Raw genomic sequence first — 22,925 nt, 5'->3', positions numbered from 1 at the left:
TACGACTTTTTTGTTGGAGGGAAACGTATGAAACCAGTATTCATTGCACTAGATTTTGTCGATGCAGACACTGCCTTGAAATTTTTAGAACCGTTTAAAGACGTCAAACCATTGGCGGTAAAGGTCGGTATGGAACTATTCTACCGCGAAGGAGCAAGTATCATTAGAGCGCTTCGCGATCAAAATATCGACGTCTTTTTGGACCTAAAATTACACGATATTCCACACACCGTACAACAAGCTGCTAAACAAATCGGCCAATTGGATGTTCAATTCACCACCGTTCATTCATTAGGTGGAAGCGAAATGATTAAGGCTGCCAGACGTGGACTAGACGAAGGCGCTAACCAAGCAGGTGTCGACGCTCCACAATTACTTGCAGTGACGCAACTAACCTCAACATCAGAAGAACAACTCCATGATGAAGAATTAGTCCCCGTTTCAATGGCCGAATCGGTATCACACTTGGCTAAAATGGCCAGTCAAAGCGGTGCCGACGGTGTCATCTCCTCAGCACTAGAAAACGACTTAATTCATCAAGCGGTTTCTGATGAATTCAAGTGCATTAATCCCGGCATTCGCCTTCCCAGCAACAGTGTCGACGACCAAAAGAGAGTCGTGACACCAACAAAGGCTTTTGAATTAAACACTAGCGGAATCGTCGTGGGTAGAAGCATCACCCAATCAGACAATCCGGTGCAAACATATAAAGACATCTACAACGCAGTTAATGGAGGAATCAAATAATGAATACTAATCAATTAATCGCTTCAGACCTTTTAAAAATTAACGCAGTCACCCTATCACCCAAAGAACCATTTACATGGGCATCAGGTATCAAGGCGCCAATTTACACCGACAATAGAATCACCATTAGTTTCCCAAAAGTTCGTACCCACATCGCAGACGGTTTAGCCGAATTAATCCGCAACAAGTTTCCCGAAGCAAAAGTAATCGGTGGTGTCGCAACCGCCGGAATCCCCCATGCTGCCATCGTTGCCGACAAGATGGACCTTCCAATGATTTACGTGCGTTCAAAACCAAAGGATCACGGTCGTGGTAAACAAATGGAAGGAAGCATCGACGAAAACGCCCCAATCGTTTTAATTGATGACCTACTTTCTACCGGAAAGAGTGTTTTAAACGCCGCGCAAGCACTTAAGAACGAAGGCTACAACGTGATTGGTGTCGTGGCCATCTTCTCATACGAACTTCCTGACAGCACTAAGAACTTCAAGGACGCTGGTATCGAATTTGATACATTAACCAACTACTCCACAATCATCGAACAAGCCAAAGCAGAAAACAGTATTTCAGACGATGAATTAGTCGTGCTACGTAAGTGGCGTGACGATCCATGGAACTGGATGTAAACAAAAAATCCCACGAAATGTGGGATTTTTTAGTTTATAGAATTGGTGAGAATAAACGACTAAATACTTGTTTGAATTTCAACCAACGTGATTGTTTTTCAAAGTCCGCATAAGTCATTAATTTACTGCTTCTGATGTCGTTAACGTAGATTGAGTGTAATTGTTCAGCCAATCCTTCGTCGTAGATAAACGCGTTAATTTCGAAGTTTAATTTGAAACTTCTAAAGTCCATGTTGGCGGAACCAACTGACGCGATTTTACCATCGACTAAGACGGTCTTGGCGTGAATAAATCCATTTTCGTAGAAGTAAATTTTGACACCATATTTTGATAATTGTTTTGCATAGTATTGAGTTGCACGATATACGAATGGATGATCGGGCATGCATGGCACCATGATTCTAATATCAACACCTGACATAGCAGCAGTTCTGATGGCGTCTAAGGCACTATCGTCTGGAATCAAGTATGGTGATTGAATCCAGCAGTAGTTCTTGGCGTTTTGAATCATTTTGATGTAACCCAATTTGATTTGTTGTAAATCAGAGTTAGGACCACTGGATACCACTTGGATATTGGTAGAACCTTCTTGGTATACCTTAGGGAAGTAGAAGCCCTTAGTTTCTTCAACATCAATCTTGTGGTCCATGTCGGTAACATTCCAGTCCAAGATGAATTGGGCTTGTAGATGATGAACGGCTGAACCAGCGATTCTCAAGTGAGTATCACGCCAGTTACCAAACTTCTTCTTACGACCTAGGTATTGGTCACCGATGTTAAAACCACCGATGTATCCGTACTTACCGTCGATAACCACAATCTTTCTGTGATCTCTAAAGTTCAAACGGAAGTCCATTACGGCTGAGTGAGTGTGTAGGAATGGTTCTACAAATCCACCAGCTTCACGCAATGGATCGAAGAAATGATGTTTGTTTCCCATTGAACCCCAACTATCGTAGATAACGTGGACTTTAACGCCTTCCTTAGCCTTTTTGATTAACTCTTTTAAGACGCGATGACCGATTCTGTCATCATAGAAGGTATAAAATTCAATATTAATTGAACTTTTAGCGTTTTTAATGTCGGAAATAATGCAATCAAATAAGTGATTACCTTCGGTGAAGACCTTAACATGGTTTCTTCTAGATAAGTCAGTAACGTCTGAGGTTTTGAACAGTTTAACAAGTGTTCTGTATGAGTATGAGACCTCATCGGCTCTGATTTTTTCCGGATTGTTATGTATCTTGCCTTGTTCTTTTAGGATGTCATACATCAATTTATTGTCTTTGTATTGGAAACGGAATAAACGTTTTTTAGGTAGTTTTCTTCCAACGAATGCATAAATCAAAAATCCCAGCACAGGTAGGAATGAAAGCACTAATAACCATGCCCATGTTGCGGCAATATCACGTTCTTCTCTAAAGACTGTAATCAATGCCAAAATTTCATTAATTAGAACAATGGAATATAGGATGTTTAAAAGCATAATTATCCCTCCTTTAAGCTTAATATAGCATAATTATAGCACAATATATTTCGCTTTTAGCTCATCATGATATACTATAAGCATATAAATCTAAGGAGGTTAGACTATGACGTCGACAATCGAGCTTAGAAATACCCTAACTTTGGATTATGAAGTAGGGCCATTCATCTCACTAATTGTTTCATTTAACGAAATTAGTAACAAAAATGATTATTTAAATTTAATCGAAACTGTTAAAGAAGAATTCATTCAAAAACACGACGAAAATATCTGGCCAAGATACGAAAGAAAATTAAGAAGATTCAACTTTGATCGCGCAAAACATATCGGAAACGGTTCTGGTGTTGCACTATACGTTAGTTTTAAAGCCATCCATTCATTTGACTTAACCCAACCTGTTAAGACCCAAATCTCAATCGATGACACCATGAACGTGGCGCAATTAATCAAGGAAATCGAAAGCCAACTTCACTACCGCGTTTTAATCCTACGCGATAACGACTTTAAGCTACTAAGAGTTGATAACGGTCACTTTAGTATCTTAAACCTTGTGAACAAGCCAATTCCGGTCCTTGTAAACAACGATAAAAACAAATACTTCATGTTGGTTAAAGAATACCTAAGCGATTTATTTGATGACGATGACTACCTACAAACTGTGGTGGTTGCCAGCGAAGAAAACCGTAAGTTATTCAACGAATTAGATGACCAAAAGACATTTGCGAAAGACATCGTAAGCAAGGTTGATGTGGACGATCTTGGTCCCGACAAGATTTCTGAAATGATTGATGAATTGAACCAACAATTCTTTGACAAGTTAGCAAACGACAACAAAATTAAATACGAAAAAGCTAGTGATCACCGTTTAGTCGCAACCGATTTACGCGATATTATTTCAAACGCACTATCCGGTAAGATTGATACTTTATACATTAGCGAAGAAAGCTACAACAAGACTTTAAATGATTTAGCAATCACTACCATTGGTTTCGCAGGAAACGTTCTACTACTTCCAAAGAGCCAAATGCCAATGAACTTGGACTACGCTGCAATCACATTGAAGTTTTAATGCACTAAAAAAGACCTAGATTTCTAGGTCTTTTTTTATTTGGTTATTCTACATAACCATGTGAGAAGTCCCAACTACCAACTGGGTTAAATGTAACACCCTTAACGTTAGTCTTTAATGCAACTGGGTTAGATGTTTGGTAGAAAGGTACCGCACCTACTTCTTTGTTTACTAGCTTACCTGCTTTAACTAAATCATCCCATCTCTTAGCTGGGTTATTAGCGTCTACAGTGTTTGACTTGTTGATGTAGTTATCAAATTCAGCATTTTGCCACTTACTAAAGTTGATTGAACTATTTGATGTTCTGATGCTCAAGGCTGAGATTGGATCAGCATAACCTGGGTCCCATCCAGTTACTACTAGATCAAAGTTGCTGCTAAATAATCTTGAGATTCTTTGTTGGCGAGGAAGGTTAACGTTGCTTACTTTCAATCCAGGTAATTTTTGGAATTCGGCTTGTAAGTATTCAGTTGTTGCCTTAGCAACATCGGTATCGTCGTAGGTTAAGGTTAGGTTCAAAGACTTCTTACCGACTTCTTTTAGTCCTTCCTTCCATAGCTTCTTAGCTTTGTCTAAGTTGTAATCAGCAGTTCCTTTTACATATGCTGCCGCCGCATAATCCTTGCCCTTGTAGTTAGCTAGACCATCAGCAACAAATCCCTTGGTTGGGTTTGAGCCATCCCCTAATACATCTGTTACATAGTCTTTTCTATCGATTGCTAAAGATAGTGCTTCTCTTAGTTTTAAGTTCTTAAATTCAGGATCTTTTTGTTCATTTAATTCTAAATAGTTTGAATACATAGTTTTGTACGTATGTAATTCTTTAGAACCTTTGAAGTTCTTTACTTGTTGTTTTCCAGAAAGTGAAAGTTCGTCCAATGAACCAGTTTGATATTCATTTAGACCAGTTTGTTGGTCCTTAACAACCTTCATGTTTACCTTGTTCAAACGAACAGTTGAGGCATCGTAATAATTTTCGTTCTTAGCCAATGTCCAAGAATCGTTGGTTCCTGTCCAGCCAGTAACGGTAAATGGTCCGTTGTATACTTGTGTGCTGCTTGAAGTACCGTATTTTTTTCCGTACTTAACAGCGACCTTTTTATCTTGTGGGAAGAAGGCGGAACTAGGCAAAAGTTTCTTAAAGTATGTTTGTGGTGATGATAATTTAACCACGAAAGTGTATTTATTTGGTGCACTAACCCCTAGTTTGTCGGGACTTAGTTTACCGGTACTAACTTCTTTGTAGTTAAGTAAGTGATCCATTAGATATGAATCTTGAGAAGCGGTCTTTGGATCGACAGTTCTTTGGAAACCATAAACGAAGTCGGCGGCAGTAACAGGGTCACCATTGCTCCATTTTGATTTTCTTAAATCAAATGTATATGTCTTTCCATCTTTTGATACCTTCATGCTCTTAGCCACACCATATTCATATTTGTTGGCTGATGGACTAAAGAAGAGACCTCTATCGACATTATTTAATGTTGTAGAACTAGTGATATCAACACATTTTGATGGATCCAAAGTGATTAGATTCGCGTTTTGCATCCAGTTTAATGATTGATTCTTCGCACCCTTTGATTGGGCTGATGAATTACCACATGCTGCAAGTGATAATGTGACTGTTGCTAAAAATGGTAGTAGTAATAATTTTGATTTTTTCATATTAGATTCCCCCTAGTACACCTTTTGGCCAAGTTTATATACAGATTTATCTGCTTGTTGAACGGCTTTAACGTCTGCCAATGGATCGTTTTCTAGAACTAAGAAATCGGCATACTTGCCGGCTTCCAATGTTCCATAATCATCCAAGTGCATTAGTTCCGCTGAATGTCTTGAAGTAGATAATGCTTCAAAATTAGTGAAGCCTTCTTTTTCGACCATCAATTGAAATTCAACCGGTGTCTTAGAAAAATCGTTGTAAGGTGTACCAGCGTCTGTCCCTAAGGTAACCTTTACACCACTTTCCTTAGCGTGGCGAACGTTTTTGTAGATGTCGTTTAAGGCATTCAAAAGTTTGTTTAGTTCCCACTTTGGAAGTGTGTCTTTACCGTATTCGGCGATGCACCATGCGGAAACTAGGGTAGGTGTTAGGTAGGTATTATGTTCTTTCATCAATGCGATTTCTTCATCGTTAACATAAAAACCATGTTCCACTGAATCAACTCCCGCTTTGATGGCGTTCATGATTCCGGGATTACCTTCGGCATGAGCTGCAACTACGGCGTGCTTGTTGTGGCTTTCGTATACGGCAACCTTTAGTTCTTCTAAGGTTAATTGGGCTTCGTCCATGTAGTCACCAGGTGACATTACACCACCGGTAGCCATGACCTTGGTACATTGGGCACCATTTTTAAAATTATTTCTAACCGCTTTTCTCATTTCGTCTGGAGAATCGACGGTCACTCCACTATGAGGTGCATCCCCGTGTCCACCAGTCATAGTCAAAGCTCGACCAGATGCCATCATTTCAGGCACCTTAGTCAATTTATTTGTTCTTTGTAGTTTAGCTAATGTTGCATCTAAACCATAAAGGCTACCGCATTCTCTTACATATGTAACCCCTGATTTAAGTAAAGCTCTTAGACTGTCAACCGCGCGCACTGTTGCGGTAGTTTGATCAGCGTCAGGATTTCCATCGGCTGTATCTGAGTCTAAAGTGATGTGGGTGTGACAATTTACCAATCCTGGCATTACGAATTGACCTTTTAGATCAACTTGTTTGTCACTGTCTCGTTTTGTCGCGTCTTCACCGAATGCTAAAAACTTTCCGGTGTCTTCATCAACTAACATTGATGTGTCTTTGTATGTCTTATCTTCAAATCCGTTAAATAAATTGAAGTTTGTATATAGAGTTTTACTCATGATTAAATCCTCCTAAAGTTAACACCTCAAGGGATAAATCATAGATAGCAACTGCAGTTTTCTTAAAACTATGTATGTTTACCGCCTGATATTGGCGTTATTGTAAAAATTTAAACTAGTTACGATTCGCATTTAAAATGCCACTAATGTCTGATTTCATTTCCATCACCTCCTTAAATTGAGCAAATAAAAAAGCGCCCCAATTTCGCATACACGAAATAAAGGGCGCTTGCGCGCGGTACCACCTTTTTGTTATACCGATTCAAAATTAATTTTATAAAGATAAACGATATATCTCAAACAAACCCGTTGATTTGCAGATTCTGTAATGGGAATTCCCAGCCGAGACTACTTTATTTGCCTGGCAGCTCATAGATGATTTTCATTTCAAACATTGTTAATCCCTTTCACCAAACGGAATCTCTCTAAAAACGTGGTCCGAAATTACTCTTTCTATTCTTCGCTTTTGTATTTATCTTTAATCGTATTCTAATCCTTTTATAATAATTGTCAAACTAAAAGTCTAATTTTTCGTAAATATTTCTATATTTTTGCAATTAGTATCCCTTATGTGAGATACTATCATAGGTGTTACATGAAATTTTTTCTGTAACCCCCATTTAATGACATTATAAATGAAAAAACTACACACGTTTTTAGATGTTTGTACTAGAATAATCTAAACGCATTATCTGAATTAGGAGAGGATTTTTTAACAATGTCAGACATACAACTAAGACCTATTATTAACGAATGGGCAAAAGACTTTAGCGATGAAATCGTTGATTTACATTACGTTAAAGAACAATTATCAGATGCACAATTTGATAACTTTATGAAACAAGTTAAGGCATTAGATTTATTAACTAATACCGAAGCTTACAAAATTATTTACGATGCAGCTAAGAACGATTTGGAACTAAACCACATCGATGATTTAGCAAACCGTACCAATCAACTACAACGTTTGATTGAAATCACTGGTGAATACAGCGATCAACCAAAATATGTTTTATTCGCAAACATGTTCGAAAACGCTGGTGTATCAACTGATGATACTTTCGCCCGTCTAACATATGCAGAACTTGCATTACAAGATTTTGAATAAGAAAACAAATAAGAGCGCCTAATATAGGCGCTCTTTTTATTTTTCAATCCATGGATTGTATGCTCCACCACTGATACAGGCAAAGAAAATGCCCTTATCATCACTGGATAATTCATTAACAACATCATGAATCTTTTGAGTATCAATTGCGGCAATATGGTAGTAATTACCGTCTTTTTGAATGTCATATTCTGGTAGTTTTGATTCTAAATCTGCACTGGTTCTAACGACATAATTCTTTTGCTTGGTAGTGTTATCCAAAGAAAATTCTTCGTTAAAATCACGTTTTAAGTGCACATTGTTGGCCTTTAAGTCTAAGATATCTTGCACTAACGCGTGGGCAGTTGGAAATTCACCCGCACCTTGACCATTAAAGGTTAGCTTACCGATGGTAGTTCCACGTAACCCGACGAAATTGTAGTTATCATGGATTCCGGCTTCGATTTGTCCGGGGGTATATAAAGTTGGTTCAACCACAAAGTTAAAACTGTTGTTTTTCTTGAAACTACGACCTAGTAATTTCACGATTAAATTGTGTTTTTTAAAGTACTTAATATCCTCATCGGTAATATTTCTAATCCCGAATTTTAATAGGTGGTCACCTGGTTTCACAAAGGTGTTATAGGCAATGTCCACACTAATACATAATTTATTTTCGATGTCGTATCCATCGATATCTGCACTCGGATCGGCTTCTGCGTATCCTAAGTCTTGAGCATCTTTTAGGACTTTATCGAAACTTTGACCAGTCTTTGTCATAGTATCCAAAATGTAGTTACTAGTTCCGTTTAGGATTCCGTGAATCGAATCAATTTGGTCGATGCGAAGTGCTCTTTCCAAATTAATAATCCAAGGAATTCCACCACCAACGGCTGATTCAAAGTAGAACTTTACACCATTTTCTTCAGCGATTTCATCAAATTCCTTCAAGTTTCTCGCTACGACCGCTTTGTTAGCTGTCACAACGTTCTTGCCATGTTTTAACGCATCGATGATCATTGTCTTAGCTGGTTCTAGTCCACCTAGTACTTCCACGACTACATCGACTTCTTCATCATTTAAAATCGTTGAGTAATCATCCACAAATAATTCGTTTTGATCAACTTTTTCTGGACGAACAAATACATATTTGACTGATAAATCTTTTTCAAATGGATGCAAAGCGCTGTCTTGAATAATCTTTAAGACTCCACTTCCGACGGTACCGTGACCTAAGATTGCAATTTTCATAGTGCAAGCCTCCTTTTTTTGCTTTGGCTTTATTATATCTTATTTCGCAGATTCTACCGCGGTTAATTTTTTCGCCTTAGCAAAAGCTTGCTCTAAATCAGCAATCAAGTCCTCTGGATCTTCTAGTCCAACTGATAAACGAACTAGTTGCGGAGTGATACCAACCTTGTTTCTTTCTTCAACCGGTAATTCGGCATGAGTCATGTAGTATGGAAGTTCGATTAAACTTTCAACGGATCCTAAACTTACGGCTAACCAGATTAATTCTGGACTGTTCACAAATACTTTAGGATCAACGTTGTCATTTAGCTCAAAAGTAATAACGCCACCGTATCCATTTAGTTCGGTTCTAGCAATTTCGTCGGTCTCATTGCCAGCACGACCAGGATAATAAATGTGTTTAATTTCATCAGTCTTAGAATCTAAATATTCCAGTACTTTTTGGGCATTTTGAATATGCCTATCCAGACGGACAGATAATGTCTTAATTCCGCGAATTACTAACATACAGTCCTCTGGTGCTAAGATGCCACCAACTGCGTTTTGACAAAAATATAATTTATCGGCTACTTCATCGTTATTAGTAACAACGAGGCCGGCAATCACGTCGGAGTGACCACCCAGATATTTAGTAGCTGAATGGATGACAATGTCTGCACCCAAATTCAATGCTTGTTGTAAATATGGGGTTAAAAATGTGTTATCAACGATTGTGAAAATGCCATGTTTGTGGGCAATTTCCGCGATATGTTTAACACTGGTAACCTTCATGAATGGATTGTCGATGGTTTCGAAGTAAATCGCCTTGGTATTAGGCTTAATCGCACTTTCGACGTCGGATAAATCCTGTGTATCCACTTGGGTAAATTCGATATCCAAATTTTTCAAATAGTCGTTAATCAAACGGAAAGTTCCACCGTAGATATTCTTACTAACGACGATGTGATTACCCGGTTTAAATAAAGTGAAAACCGCATGAATGGCGGCACTTCCGGATGCATAAGCAAAGCCATGTTTAGCATCTTCCAAGCATGCAATTTGATCTTCTAAGTACTCTCTTGTGGGGTTCAAAGAACGTGAATAGTCATATTTGTTTTCCCCATCGATATCTTTAAAGGCATATGTAGTGGATTGGTATAATGGAACATTCACTGCGCCCGTACAGTTATCGTGAAGATTGTTTAGCCCTTTTCCGTAGACTAATTTAGTGTTAAATCCTGTCATAATCAATCATCCTTTCTAAATTTAAGAAATAAAAAAGTCCCGCAGTCTCAAAAAGACTACGGGACGTCGGCACGTGTTACCACCCTGATTTCAAGTAGACATCACTGGCTACTTCTCAACAAGTACGTTAGTCATAGAGGTCAGATGATTAAGATACTCTGACGCGGTAACGGGCGCACCCGAATTAGACTTACCAAAGATCGCCTAATTACTGTAATCAAAGACCATTTTCAGATTCTCCACCACACCGAATTTCACCATCCATCGGCTCTCTTATTGAGGCTTATAAATCTTACTCATCTCTGCAAAGTTTTTTGGTTGTTTTGATTGTCTCGAAGTTTACTCGTTAAAATTTGTTTGTCAAACCAGATATTTTAATTTTTGGTACACAAAAACGGTCTAAAAGATAGTATATAAACTTTTTGAAAAATATTTTTATTAATCTTTTTCTAATAAAATTTTAATTTAACTGTTGACATTAGAAAAAACTAGGTCTATCATTCAAAACAACTTAAATAATTCAGACGTTGAAGAGAAGAGTAACTCAAAACGATCGATTCAAAGTGAGCATCGGATAGTGAAAAGGTGCAATTGATTGTGAGTCACAGATGAGCTCTGAGTCATGATCGATAGTGCAAGCTAGAAATCCGGTAGGAACCGATACCTTCCCAGACATGTTAGTGTCGTTGAGGCTTTATTAGTGATAATAGAGCGAAGTTGGGTGGTACCGCGGAAGTTTTCGTCCCATGTATTTAGTTATACATGGAGCGAGAGCTTTTTTTGTTACCAAAATTTAGGAGGAATGTTTTATGAGTACAGATAAATTTGAAACTTTACAGATTCACGCAGGTCAACACATTGATGAGACAGGTGCCAGTGCCGTACCGATTTATCAAACCAGTTCATATATCTTTAAAGATGCAGCTCAAGCTGCTGGTCGTTTTGCCTTAACCGATCCAGGTAACATCTACACTCGTTTAACCAATCCAACCACCGACGTTTTCGAAAAACGTGTGGCTGCACTGGAAAATGGAACTAGTGCCGTTGCTTTAGCATCTGGTGCCGCAGCAATTCACGCCGCCATCACCAACATTGCTGGCCAAGGTGACGAAATCGTTTCAGCCGGAACATTATACGGTGGAACATACAACCTATTTAACGCCACATTACCTAAGTTAGGAATTACCACTCACTTCGTTGATTCTGATAATCCAGAAAACTTCGAAAAAGAAATTAACGACCATACCAAGGCGTTATACCTAGAAACAATTGGTAACCCGGATATCAACCTAAGTGATATCGAAGCAATCGCAGACATCGCTCATAAACATGACCTGTTATTGATTGTCGATAACACATTCGCATCCCCTTACCTATACCGTCCACTAGATCACGGTGCCGACGTTGTCGTTGAATCCGCAACTAAGTTCATCGGTGGTCACGGTACCACAATGGGTGGCATTATCGTTGAAAATGGTAAGTTCGACTATCGTACAAGCGGTCGCTATCCTGGTTTCACAACCCCAGATACCCACTACAACGGATTAGTATTTGCCGACTTGAAACCAGGTGCATTCACCACCAAGGTGAGAGCCGAAATCCTTCGTGATACCGGTGGTGCAATTAGTCCATTCAACTCATTCTTATTAATTCAAAGTCTAGAAACATTGTCACTTAGAGTATCAAGACACGTTGAAAACACCCGTAAGGTCATCGATTTCTTATCTAACAACGATAAGGTCGCTTGGATTAAGTACCCTGAACTACCATCCAGCAAGTACTACGAACAAGCCAAGAAGAGTTTTCCTAAGGGTGTCGGATCAATCTTCACAATCGGGCTAACCGGTGGTGAAGAAGCTGGTAAGAAGTTAATTGAAAACTTAAACCTATTCTCACTACTAGCCAACGTTGGTGACGCAAAATCACTAATCATTCACCCCGCTTCAACCACTCACGCTCAACTAAACGAAGAAGAATTAAAAGAAGCTGGAATTACACCTGACTTAATCAGAATTTCAATTGGAATTGAAAACGCTGACGACATTATTGACGATTTGAAACAAGCTTTCGCGAAAATTTAAAGGAGGTAAGTCCTATGGGTTGTATCAACATCCTATCTGGCTATTCACAAAATAGTCATCAAAAAATTGATGATGCCCTAAGTATTTTGGTGCTAAACCTAATGCCCAATCGGCTTGAGACTGAACACCAAATTATCGATTTGCTTCAACAAACCGACCTAAACATCAATTTAAACTTCTGTCGCATGGCCAGTCACCACATCAAACACTTCGATCCAGAAATCATCGAAAAATACGTAACAACCAAAGATGTTTTCAACCATCACTTTGATGCATTAATCGTTACCGGCGCCCCACTAGACAGAAAGCACTTTAATGAGGTCGATTACTGGAATGAATTCGTTGATTTTATCAACTGGCGTAAGACCCACGTCGACACCTGCCTATTCAGTTGCTGGGCCGCCTGGGCTGCCGGAACCATCGATGGCATTTTAACCGGGCAACAGTTGGACCAAAAGATTTACGGGGTCTATACAACCAATGGCATTACAATGCCTCAATCACGTTACTTCACGATTCCGAAAAATAACGTTAAGGCAACCGTGTTAGCCGGAAACGACACCATCGGCGCCACCTTAATTTTCGATTCAAACACTAATTCATACTACGTCACTGGTCATCTTGAATACGGGACGAAAACTTTAGCTGATGAGTATTTCCGCGATGTCAAAAAGGGTTTGGATACTAAAAAACCAAGTAACTACTTTGATAATCAGAATCATCCCATCAACTCCTGGCATACGGATGCCACCACCTTTTACATCAATTGGTTAAACCAATTTACATCATCTAAATAAGTAGATATTGAGCAGATAAGTAGGTTTTTAAACGTTCACAGAGAGCTTTGATTACGATGAGACAAAGCACGCAAGGAAACTGAAAATGGTCTAGGAATTATCTATCACCGTGAGTCTTTGACAAACGATGTTCGGGTACGCCCGTTATCGCGTAGAAGTATTTCTTAGGAAGTACTTATTGAGTGTAATGCAGCGATGTATTACAAAATCAGGGTGGTAACACGAAGATTTCGTCCCGTAGTCTACATAGACTGCGGGATTTTTTTATTCACCCGCTAAATAAATTTTTATTTACCTGAGGAGGTAACATTATGAGTACAAGCATTATTGGATTCCCACGAATTGGAGAAAACCGCGAATTAAAACGCGCTACAGAAAAATATTGGAAGAAAGAAATCGATCAAGAAGAACTACTAAAGATTTCCGATGAACTAAAAGAAAAGAATTGGCAAATTCAAGAAGATGCCAAGTTAGGCCTAATCAGTGCCGGTGACTTCTCATTCTTTGATAATGTCTTAGACGCCGCTACCCTATTGAACATCACTCCTAAACGTTATGCCGATTTAGGATTGAACCAATTAGACGAATACTTCGCCCAAGCCCGTGGTTACCAAGACGATAACCATTCCGTTAAGGCTCTACCAATGAAGAAATGGTACAACACCAACTACCACTACATTGTCCCAGAAATCGACGATGATACAGAAATTAAACTAGTGGAAACTAGATTCTTCGACGATGTAAAAAAGGCAGCTGCCAAACACAGTAACGTAAAGGCTTCATTAATCGGTCCATTCACCATCCTAAAGCTAAGCCGCTACGTTGGTAAAAAATCAGCCGAAGACTTTATCGAACCAATCGTTGAAGCATACAAGGAAATCTTCTCTCGCCTAAATGCCATCGACATAAAATGGCTACAAATCGATGAACCATCACTAGTTTTTGATCTAAGTGCTGACGACAAGAAGCTATTCGATGACCTATACACTCGCATCCTAGCTATTCCTCATGAGTTCAAGATTAATCTTCAAACATACTTCGGTGATGTTCGTGATATCTATGAAGATTTAGTTAAATTACCATTCGACGGTATTGGTTTAGACTTCCTAGAAGGTAAACAAACCGCTGATTTAATCGCTAAACACGGTTTTGACGACAACAAAGTATTATTCGCTGGGGTCGTTAATGGTAAAAACATCTGGCGTAACGAATACAAGAAGACCATTGAATTACTAAAGAGCCTACCGGTTAAAAACATCGTAATTTCAACTTCTTGTTCACTACTACATGTTCCATACACCGTTGATAACGAAACCGATCTAGACCCTGAACTAAAACAACACTTAGCCTTCGCATACCAAAAGCTAGACGAATTACACGACCTAGACGAAATCTTCTTCAATGGCAACACTGAACTATTGGATGCAAACAAAGCATTATTCAAGAACGTTAACCATCCAAAGGATCCAGCCGTGACAAAACGTATCGCTGACTTATCTGATGATGATTACACCAGATTACCAAGTCGTGCTGAACGTGAAACCATCCAAAAAGAAGAATTCCACTTACCAGATTTACCAACTACTACCATCGGTTCATTCCCACAAACCAAGGATGTTAGAAAGAACCGTTCACTATACAAGCATCATGAAATCGATAAGGATCAATACGATCAATTCAACAAGGACAAGATTAAGCGCATCATCGAATGGCAAGAAGAAGCCGGTTTTGACGTCTTAGTCCACGGTGAATATGAACGAAACGACATGGTGGAATACTTCGGTGAAAACCTAGAAGGTTTTGCATTTACCAAAAAGGCTTGGGTTCAATCATACGGTACCCGTGCCGTTAAACCACCAATCATCTGGGGTGACGTTAGTCGTAGAAACCCAATCACAGTTGCTGCTTCTACATATGCCCAAAGCTTAACCGACAAACCGGTTAAGGGAATGCTTACAGGTCCCGTTACTATCTTCAACTGGTCATTCCCACGTGAAGATATCCCTGCAAAGGAATCAGTAACCCAAATTGCCTTAGCAATCCAAGATGAAGTATTAGATCTTGAAAAACACGGCATCAAGATTATTCAAATCGATGAAGCCGCCCTACGTGAAAAGCTTCCACTACGTAAGAGTGACTGGTACAAGGAATACCTAGACTGGGCAATTCCAGCATTCAAATTGGTTCACAGTAAAGTCCAACCAACTACTCAAATCCACACTCATATGTGCTACAGCGAATTTAACGACATCATCAAAGCCATCGATAACATGGATGCCGATGTTATTTCATTCGAAGCATCACGTTCTGATTTATCAATCATCGATAAATTAAAAGCAAATAACTTTGAAACAGAAGTCGGCCCTGGAGTTTACGATATTCACTCTCCACGTGTCCCTAGTCAATCTGAAATCTACAACGTTATCAGTGACATCCTAGCTAAACTTCACGAAAGCAAGGTTTGGATCAACCCGGACTGTGGTCTAAAGACCCGTGGTGAATCAGAATCATTCGCTAGTCTAAAGAACTTCATCGCCGCTGTTCAACAAAAACGCGGAGAGTTGGGATAACATGAGTTTAAAAGATACATTCAAGAACAAAACGGTGTTCTCACTTGAGGTGTACCCACCCAAGACACCGGAAGGAACCAAAAAATTAGTGAACGCCCTTACCGGGATTAAACGAATCAAACCAGATTTCATTTCCATTACCTTAGGTGCCGGTGGATCACAAAATAACAATGCTTTGGAGCTATCCAGCATGATTCAAAACGATTTGAACATTCCTGCCATGGCCCACATTCCAGGAATCTATCGTTCCAAAAAAGACGTTGCCGATTTCTTAAAACAATTAAAGCAACACAACATTAATAACGTATTAGCCCTTCGTGGTGACATTAACCCGGACGAAACGCCGGTCGGTGACTTTAATCACGCTTCTGAATTGGCAGAATTTATCAAACAACAAGGTGATTTTGATATCACCGGTGCCTGCTACCCCCAAAAGCATCCCGAATCAGTCGATTTAGTGGATGATACCCTTCATTTAAAAGAAAAAGTAGACAACGGTGTCGGTCATTTAATCACCCAAATGGTCTTTGATAATCAAGCGTTCTACGACTTTCGTCAACGTTTGCAACTGGCCGGAATCAACGTGCCAGTCGAAGTCGGCATCATGCCCTGTACTAACTGCAATCAGATTAAACACATTACAGAATTGTCGGGACTAGAAATGCCGAAAAAATTCGTCGACATCATGAATAAATACGCCAACAACAAAGAAGCAATGCGTGATGCCGGAATCGCCTATGCGGTCGATCAAATCGTTGATTTGGTCGCCAACGGCGTCGATGGCATTCACCTATACACCATGAATAACACCTACGTCGCTAAAAAGATTTGGGAAGCAACCCATTCCTTATTTGAAGCAACCAGCTATCAACTCCAACATCCATCCCTATCTGGCAGCGACAATCAATAAAAAAAGAGAGTGAACATACTTGTTCACTCTCTTTTTAGATACGTAGAATCTGCGATAATAATATTTAAATAAAATGAATGAAAGGACGACCGCCAGCGACGATTAATCCAATCACAATCACTAGTGCGAAAACTAAGATTAGGCTCATTACCAATCCAACAGTTAACGACTTTTTAGTCTTTTGAGCATAGGCCATTTCAATCAAGCCAATTAAGAAAATGGCTGATAAAACCTTCAAAATCGTGAACATGGCATCGCGTTCAAAGGCTTTACTAAATAGTACAATTCCCGTTACGATGAAGACTAGATAAGATACTCTAGTAGCCATCATGTAAGGCTTAAAGTTATTCTTTTTGCATAGCGCGGTAATCACCAAAGCGATTAGTAGTACCGCAAAAATTAAGTGAATCCATAAAAACATGGTTTCATATTCCCCCGTTTATTTTTCTTTGTGTTCGTAATCTTGATCAATTTCAGATTCATCAACAAACAAAGTTCCGTCAGGGTTGCGTAGTGGTGTTAATGTACTGCCGTATCCACCATATTCAACACCGGTTCTTTGATCGATGTATATGGATACTCCTGTAAATGATTCTTCTACTAGTTTAAAACGTTTAGACAATTGATTTCCTCCTCGGATTAATTCAAAATGTGTCATGTTTAGCTTTATTGTACAAAATAAAATGAGAATAATCAAAAAGACCAACATTTATGTTGGTCTTTTTACGTATTTATAAACAGATTAAATCATTTTACTTAAAAAACGTTGGGCGTTAGGGGTTTTAGGATTTGAGAAGAAATCTTTTGGAGCTTGTTTTTCTTGAATCTTTCCTTCATCCATAAACCAAATTTCGTCTGAAACATTCTTAGCGAATTCCATTTCATGAGTAACGATAATCATGGTCATGTCCTTCTTAGCTAAGTCTTGCATCACACTTAGTACTTCACCGACTTTTTCAGGGTCCAATGCTGAGGTTGGTTCATCGAATAGAATTACTTCAGGATCCATGGCTAGCGCACGTACGATTGCGATACGTTGTGCTTGTCCACCTGATAGACTGTCTGGATAAACGTTTGCCTTGTCATCTAGGCCAACGGTCTTAAGTAATTCATGCGCCTTAGCTTCAGCGTCTTCCTTACTCATGCCCTTAACCTTGATGGGTGCTAGTGTGATGTTATCGATAACTGTCTTGTTTTCAAACAAGTTAAAGCTTTGGAACACCATTCCGATGTGGGTTCTTAATTGAATTAGTTCCTTTTCAGAACTACTTACTAGGTCTTTACCATCCAATAGAATCTTTCCAGAAGTTGGTTCACCTAGCATGTTAATGCAACGAAGGAAAGTACTCTTACCGGCACCAGAAGGTCCTAAAAGTGAGATTACTTCACCCTTGTGCACTTCAGCATTGATGTCAGAAAAGATGGTATTATTTTTGAATTTTTTGGTTAAATTTTCAATTTTAATCATTGGTTCCATGGCTAATCTTCCCTTCTAAGTGTTTCATGATTCTAGAAATTGTAAATGTAATTACGAAGTAAATGACCATAATGACAGCGATTGGTGCGACACCTAAGTAGGTATCAGCTTGGACAGCTCTCATTTGATACATTAGTTCTCCAACCCCAATTACGGATGCTAGTGAACTATCCTTGATCAAAGTTACTAGTTCGTTACCAAGTGCAGGCCAGATGTTCTTGAAGGCTTGTGGTAACACGATGTATTGCATTGATTGTTTCTTGGATAGACCAAGTGATAATGCGGCTTCGCTTTGACCATCAGAGATAGAATTAATTCCCCCTCTAATGATTTCGGCGACGTAGGCTCCAGAGTTAATGGAAATCGCGATGATTCCTGAAGTTAAGGCTGGAACGTTAACGATGGTACCTAGACCAAAGTAGATGAACATAATTTGAACTAATTGAGGTGTTCCACGAATGAATTCGATGTAGCAAACGGCGATTGAGTGTAATAGCCAGTTGTGACTTAATCTCATTAGCGCAAAGATAATTCCTAAGATGATACCGAAGAATACTGATACCACTGAGATGATCATTGTGTATTCGATACCTGAGATAAAGAAGTTCTTGTATTGCCACATTGTTTCAAATTGTGATTGTGACTTGTTGTTAGTGATGTGTTTTGCGGCTTCTGGAACGAATTTCTTGGTGTATAGGTTATCTTTGTTAACCTTATCAATTGTCTTGTTAGCGGCGTTTTCTAGACTAGTAGCACCCTTGAAGAAGGCAATCTTGTTTTGACTTTCTTGACCAGGCATCTTAGCATCAATAATCTTTAGACCTGGGTTGTGGGCTGCGTAGGCTTGAGCTACGGCAGTGTCTAGCGGAATGGCTTGAATTTTTCCTGACTTCAAAGCAAGGATTAAATCGTTGATGTTTTCCATTCCCTTTAAGTTAATGTTCTTGATACCCTTCTTCACAGCGTCGTATTGTACTGATCCGATTTGAGCACCGATGGTCTTACCTTGAAGATCCTTGTATGACTTGATTTTCTTGTCGTCAGCACTGTTTAATACCAGACTCAATCCTGATGAGTAGTAAGTCTTACTGAAGTCGACACTTTTGGCTCTTTCAGGGGTTTCGTTCATCCCTGCAATAACCATATCAACCTTTTTGGTTTGAAGCGCAACTAGTAGTGAATCAAATCCCATTGATTTAACCTTTAGTTTTACTCCTAAGTCCTTGGCGATGGCCTTACCTAATTCGATATCGGCACCGTAGACCTTTGAACCACCGTTATCTTTTCCAATAAATTCGTATGGAGGATAATCTGGGGCGGTTCCCATTACAATGTAACCTTTTTGCTTAATTTGTTGTAGTGAGTTATCGGAAGCTGATGCTTGAACACTTGGAACAGTGAATGCTGTCACGAATAGTGTTGCAATCATTAGCAACATAGTAATTAACACGGAATGTTTCATTTTATTCTTCATGATTCATTTCTCCCTTTAGTTTTTCTTTCGCTTTTTCAATCTGTTTATGGACTTCATTAAAACCGGTTGACCCATAACTCTTTCTTCTTTGAATTGCGACGTGTGGTTTCAAATCTTCGTAGATGTCTTCTTCAAACAAGTCTGAATAGTTATGTAGTTGTTCTAATGATAGATCCTGTAAGTAGCAATTTTCGTTTATGCATTTGGCGACTAATTCACCTGCGATACGGTGAGCTTGTCTAAATGGTAATCCTTTGGCTGATAGGTAATCAGCTAATTCAGTTGCGTTTGAAAAGTCCTTTTCGACCGCTTGTAACATCAATTCCTTATTGACCTGCATTGTCGCAATCATTTCGGTCATTAATTGTAGGATCGGTTCGATGTTTTCGACTGTATCAAACACGCCAGCTTTGTCTTCTTGGAGATCCTTGTTGTATGCCAGTGGCAATGATTTCATCGTTGCTAGTAAGGCGTTTAGGTGACCGTATACCACTCCGGTTTTACCCCTAATTAGTTCACACATGTCGGGGTTCTTTTTTTGTGGCATGATTGAACTTCCAGTACTGAATGCGTCTGATAGTTCGACGTACTTGAATTCGTAGCTAGACCATAAGCAAATTTCTTCGCATAGTCTTGATAAGTGCATCATTAGAATAGAAGCATTGCTTAGAAATTCAATCGCAAAGTCCCTATCTGATACGGCATCGATGGAGTTGTTGTAAGGTGCATCTAAACCTAACTCATTAGCGGTGAAATGAGGATCGATTGGGAAAGTTGTTCCCGCAAGAGCGGCAGCACCAATTGGTGACATGTTGGTATGCTTTTGGTTGAATTCGAACCTGTCATAATCACGGTCTAACATTTCGTAGTAGGCCATTAGGTAATGGGCAAATGAGATTGGTTGAGCGTGTTGTAAATGAGTGTAGCCCGGCATGATGGTTTCTAAATTTTCGTCGGCTAGGTTAACCAATTCACTTTGAAAACTCCTAATTAGTGCCATGATTTGTGGTAGACGTTTCTTTAGATATAAATGAAAATCTAGTGCCACTTGATCGTTTCTTGAGCGAGCGGTGTGAAGCTTTCCAGCGACAGCACCGATTTTTTCGGTTAGCACTGTTTCGACGTTCATATGAATGTCTTCGTTTTGGTAACTAAAATGAAGTTTTCCTTCATTGAATTCTTCTTTAATCTCTTTTAAACCATTCACGATTTGGTCTTTTTCGGCCTCTGTGATGATACCAACGTGGCTTAACATGGTGGCATGAGCGATTGATCCCTCGATGTCTTCGTTTGCCATCTTGATATCAACATTGATTGAGGCGCCGAGCCTCAAGAATAAGTCATTGGCGTCGCCGTTAAAACGACCGCCCCATAGTTTCTCACTCATCAGATTCACCTTCTAACTTGTTTTCAACTAGTACCTTTTCCTTTGTTTGTGTCTTCATAACGTCTTTCATGAAGTTCTTTTGTAGGTTCTTTTGTTTTACTTGTGATGCGACTTGAGTAGGTAGTCCCCATAGTTTAATGAAACCAACCGAAGCATTTTGATCGAATGAATCGGCTGCAGTGTAAGTAGCTAGGTCTTCATCGTATAGTGATTCTTCTGACTTAGAAGCGACTACGTAAACGTTACCCTTGAATAGCTTAACCTTAACTGTTCCACTCACTGTGTCTTGTGATGATTGGATAAATGCCTTTAATGACTTCATTAATGGTGAGAACCATAAACCGTTGTAAGTAAGGTTAGCGATTTGTTGTTCAATCATTGGCTTGAAGTGAGCTAAATCTCTTTCCATAGTTAGGTTTTCCATTGCCTTGTGGGCCTTTAGTAATACGGTAGCACCCGGTGCTTCGTATACTTCTCTGGATTTGATTCCAACTAAACGGTTTTCGATGTGATCGATACGACCGACACCGTGTTCGCCGGCTGCGATGTTAACCTTTTTGATAACGTCAACGAAGCTCATTTCAACGCCGTTAACTGCGACTGGTTTACCTTGTTTGAAAGTGATGTCCATGAATTCTGGTTGGTCAGGTGTTTCTTCGATTGGTTTAGTAATATCGAAGGCATCTTCTGGAGCTTGGTTCCATGGATTTTCTAGGACACCACATTCGTTAGCACGTCCCCAGATGTTGGCGTCGATTGAGTATGGAGAATCTAAATCAATTGGAATATCGATATTGTGTTTCTTAGCAAATTCGATTTCTTCTTCTCTGTTCCAGTGCCATTGACGAACTGGAGTAACCACTGTCAATTTTGGATCTAGAGAATGGATAGCTACGTCGAAACGAACTTGGTCGTTTCCTTTACCGGTACAACCGTGACAGATGTATTCGGCACCCTCTTGGTGAGCAATTTCAACTAGCTTTTGACTCATTAAAGGACGAGATAGAGCTGAGCTCAATGGGTATTCGCCTTCATACATTGCGTTAGCGTCTAATGCAGTTAGTAGGAAGTCTTCAGCGAATTCGTCTAGTGCATCAACAACGTATGACTTGATGGCACCAACCTTTAATGCTTTTTCTTTAATTTGGTTTAAATCTTTATGTTCTCCGTAATCTTCACCTACGTTAATGCAGCAGGCAATTACGTCAAAACCTTGTTCGATTAACCATGCGATTGAAACTGATGTATCTAATCCTCCGGAATATGCTAAAACGATTTTCTTTGATTGTTTCATGTGAAACATCCTCCTTTTTTTGTATATAAACAACGAAATTTTAATTTCTATAGAGGACGATGTAACCGCGGTACCACCTCACTTCCTAACACCCTCGCGAATGCTAGCTCATAAAGTCAATGACTTCCGCGTTAACGCCGCCGACGTTTGCTTCTACTCATTTCGAAGCTCACTCACAAGTACGATTAATCAAATGTCATTATTAACTCTCATCAATGTTAATTTCTCTGTAAATGATTGGTTTGATTAAATTCTTGATCATCATGCAAATATTTATATAAAAAAAGTCCCCTAGGAATAAATCCTAGAGGACGACTAATCGTGGTTCCACCTCAGTTTCTGACATTCTCACGAACATCAGCTCATAAAGTTCTTTCAAACTTTAACGATAACGCGTTAACGGTGAATTCTACTCATTTCGAATTCAAACTCATAGGTACGATTTAATTAATGTCATCCTTAGCTCTCACCCGGCTTTGCTAAGTTCTCTGTAAATGACTGAATTAACTAAAATTCCTAATCACTGTTTTTAAAATTAATATTTATTTTTGGGTATAAAAAAATCCTCTTGGATAAGAT

At 39.2% G+C, this 22,925-nt stretch carries 19 protein-coding genes and 3 other annotated features; of the genes, 8 read left to right on the top strand and 11 right to left on the bottom strand.

All coding sequences use genetic code 11. The features are described 5' to 3' along the window. Positions 1-27 precede the first annotated feature (27 nt). Positions 28-747 (top strand): orotidine-5'-phosphate decarboxylase, encoded by a 720-nt coding sequence (pyrF, locus tag ACOMA7_RS05115; protein ID WP_414827163.1) that lies wholly within the window; start codon positions 28-30, stop codon positions 745-747. Further along, positions 747-1,373 (top strand): orotate phosphoribosyltransferase, encoded by a 627-nt coding sequence (pyrE, locus tag ACOMA7_RS05110; RefSeq protein ID WP_421392388.1) that lies wholly within the window; start codon positions 747-749, stop codon positions 1,371-1,373. Before pyrF ends, pyrE begins: the two co-directional genes overlap by 1 nt. Positions 1,374-1,407: 34 nt before the next feature. On the opposite strand, the gene cls is transcribed toward pyrE, so the two are convergent. Next, positions 1,408-2,859, bottom strand: a complete 1,452-nt coding sequence (cls, locus tag ACOMA7_RS05105; RefSeq protein ID WP_301945787.1) for a cardiolipin synthase — start codon at positions 2,857-2,859, stop codon at positions 1,408-1,410. A 106-nt stretch (positions 2,860-2,965) separates the two neighbouring features. Between cls and ACOMA7_RS05100 the strand changes: the two genes are divergently transcribed. Beyond that, positions 2,966-3,928, top strand: a complete 963-nt coding sequence (locus ACOMA7_RS05100; protein WP_421392385.1) for a baeRF3 domain-containing protein — start codon at positions 2,966-2,968, stop codon at positions 3,926-3,928. Positions 3,929-3,971: 43 nt separating this feature from the next. Here ACOMA7_RS05100 and ACOMA7_RS05095 read toward each other — a convergent pair whose 3' ends face one another. Both ACOMA7_RS05095 and ACOMA7_RS05090 read right to left on the bottom strand, forming a co-directional pair. Beyond that, complete coding sequence (locus tag ACOMA7_RS05095; RefSeq protein ID WP_421392382.1) at positions 3,972-5,594, bottom strand: peptide ABC transporter substrate-binding protein; 1,623 nt, start codon at positions 5,592-5,594, stop codon at positions 3,972-3,974. A 12-nt stretch (positions 5,595-5,606) separates the two neighbouring features. Further along, positions 5,607-6,794 carry a metal-dependent hydrolase family protein gene (locus ACOMA7_RS05090; RefSeq protein WP_301945784.1) on the bottom strand — a complete coding sequence of 396 codons (1,188 nt, stop codon included), beginning with the start codon at positions 6,792-6,794 and terminating at the stop codon, positions 5,607-5,609. A gap of 218 nt (positions 6,795-7,012) precedes the next feature. Continuing rightward, positions 7,013-7,264 (bottom strand) — a binding site (T-box leader). A gap of 248 nt (positions 7,265-7,512) precedes the next feature. Here ACOMA7_RS05090 and ACOMA7_RS05085 point away from each other — a divergent pair. After that, the gene (locus ACOMA7_RS05085; RefSeq protein ID WP_034530580.1) at positions 7,513-7,902 is read left to right on the top strand and encodes a hypothetical protein; all 390 of its coding nucleotides are present in this window, start codon (positions 7,513-7,515) and stop codon (positions 7,900-7,902) included. Between the two features lie 36 nt (positions 7,903-7,938). Here ACOMA7_RS05085 and ACOMA7_RS05080 read toward each other — a convergent pair whose 3' ends face one another. Both ACOMA7_RS05080 and ACOMA7_RS05075 read right to left on the bottom strand, forming a co-directional pair. Next, on the bottom strand, positions 7,939-9,132 hold the full coding sequence (locus tag ACOMA7_RS05080) for a homoserine dehydrogenase (RefSeq protein ID WP_301945783.1): 1,194 nt from the start codon (positions 9,130-9,132) through the stop codon (positions 7,939-7,941). Between the two features lie 39 nt (positions 9,133-9,171). Next, positions 9,172-10,356, bottom strand: coding sequence for a trans-sulfuration enzyme family protein (locus tag ACOMA7_RS05075; protein WP_421392377.1), 1,185 nt, complete (start codon positions 10,354-10,356; stop codon positions 9,172-9,174). 809 nt (positions 10,357-11,165) lie between these two features. Here ACOMA7_RS05075 and ACOMA7_RS05070 point away from each other — a divergent pair. The 4 genes from ACOMA7_RS05070 to metF all read left to right on the top strand — a co-directional run bounded on the left by ACOMA7_RS05070 (position 11,166) and on the right by metF (position 16,714). Beyond that, positions 11,166-12,437, top strand: a complete 1,272-nt coding sequence (locus ACOMA7_RS05070) for an O-acetylhomoserine aminocarboxypropyltransferase/cysteine synthase family protein (RefSeq protein ID WP_160184708.1) — start codon at positions 11,166-11,168, stop codon at positions 12,435-12,437. 14 nt (positions 12,438-12,451) lie between these two features. After that, positions 12,452-13,234: a homoserine O-acetyltransferase/O-succinyltransferase family protein gene (locus tag ACOMA7_RS05065; RefSeq protein ID WP_160184709.1), complete on the top strand. Its 783-nt coding sequence runs from the start codon at positions 12,452-12,454 to the stop codon at positions 13,232-13,234. After that, positions 13,233-13,475: a binding site (T-box leader), on the top strand. (Overlaps the previous gene by 2 nt.) A gap of 70 nt (positions 13,476-13,545) precedes the next feature. Then, a complete protein-coding gene (metE, locus tag ACOMA7_RS05060) occupies positions 13,546-15,804 on the top strand; it encodes a 5-methyltetrahydropteroyltriglutamate--homocysteine S-methyltransferase (protein WP_421392373.1) in 2,259 nt (752 codons plus the stop codon). Between the two features lies 1 nt (position 15,805). Continuing rightward, complete coding sequence (gene metF / locus ACOMA7_RS05055) at positions 15,806-16,714, top strand: methylenetetrahydrofolate reductase [NAD(P)H] (protein WP_421392371.1); 909 nt, start codon at positions 15,806-15,808, stop codon at positions 16,712-16,714. 64 nt (positions 16,715-16,778) lie between these two features. On the opposite strand, the gene ACOMA7_RS05050 is transcribed toward metF, so the two are convergent. From ACOMA7_RS05050 to ACOMA7_RS05025, 6 genes are all read right to left on the bottom strand, one after another. After that, complete coding sequence (locus ACOMA7_RS05050) at positions 16,779-17,135, bottom strand: YisL family protein (RefSeq protein WP_041152689.1); 357 nt, start codon at positions 17,133-17,135, stop codon at positions 16,779-16,781. Positions 17,136-17,153: 18 nt separating this feature from the next. Further along, the gene (locus ACOMA7_RS05045; protein WP_034530593.1) at positions 17,154-17,336 is read right to left on the bottom strand and encodes a DUF6440 family protein; all 183 of its coding nucleotides are present in this window, start codon (positions 17,334-17,336) and stop codon (positions 17,154-17,156) included. Positions 17,337-17,456: 120 nt separating this feature from the next. Beyond that, a complete protein-coding gene (locus ACOMA7_RS05040) occupies positions 17,457-18,191 on the bottom strand; it encodes an amino acid ABC transporter ATP-binding protein (RefSeq protein WP_302467402.1) in 735 nt (244 codons plus the stop codon). Next, complete coding sequence (locus ACOMA7_RS05035) at positions 18,175-19,665, bottom strand: ABC transporter substrate-binding protein/permease (protein ID WP_421392366.1); 1,491 nt, start codon at positions 19,663-19,665, stop codon at positions 18,175-18,177. The genes ACOMA7_RS05040 and ACOMA7_RS05035 overlap by 17 nt, the downstream gene beginning before the upstream one ends. Then, positions 19,655-21,055: an argininosuccinate lyase gene (gene argH / locus ACOMA7_RS05030; RefSeq protein ID WP_301945852.1), complete on the bottom strand. Its 1,401-nt coding sequence runs from the start codon at positions 21,053-21,055 to the stop codon at positions 19,655-19,657. Before argH ends, ACOMA7_RS05035 begins: the two co-directional genes overlap by 11 nt. Then, positions 21,045-22,346, bottom strand: a complete 1,302-nt coding sequence (locus ACOMA7_RS05025) for an argininosuccinate synthase (RefSeq protein WP_034530601.1) — start codon at positions 22,344-22,346, stop codon at positions 21,045-21,047. The genes argH and ACOMA7_RS05025 overlap by 11 nt, the downstream gene beginning before the upstream one ends. 304 nt (positions 22,347-22,650) lie before the next feature. Then, positions 22,651-22,879: a binding site (T-box leader), on the bottom strand. Between the last annotated feature and the right edge of the window lie 46 nt (positions 22,880-22,925).

This window comes from Apilactobacillus intestinapis (genome assembly GCF_049166695.1).
Classification (GTDB): Bacteria; Bacillota; Bacilli; order Lactobacillales; family Lactobacillaceae; genus Apilactobacillus; species Apilactobacillus kunkeei_C.
Note: the sequence above shows the minus strand (reverse complement) of the source record. Positions and strands in the feature narration are given on the sequence as shown.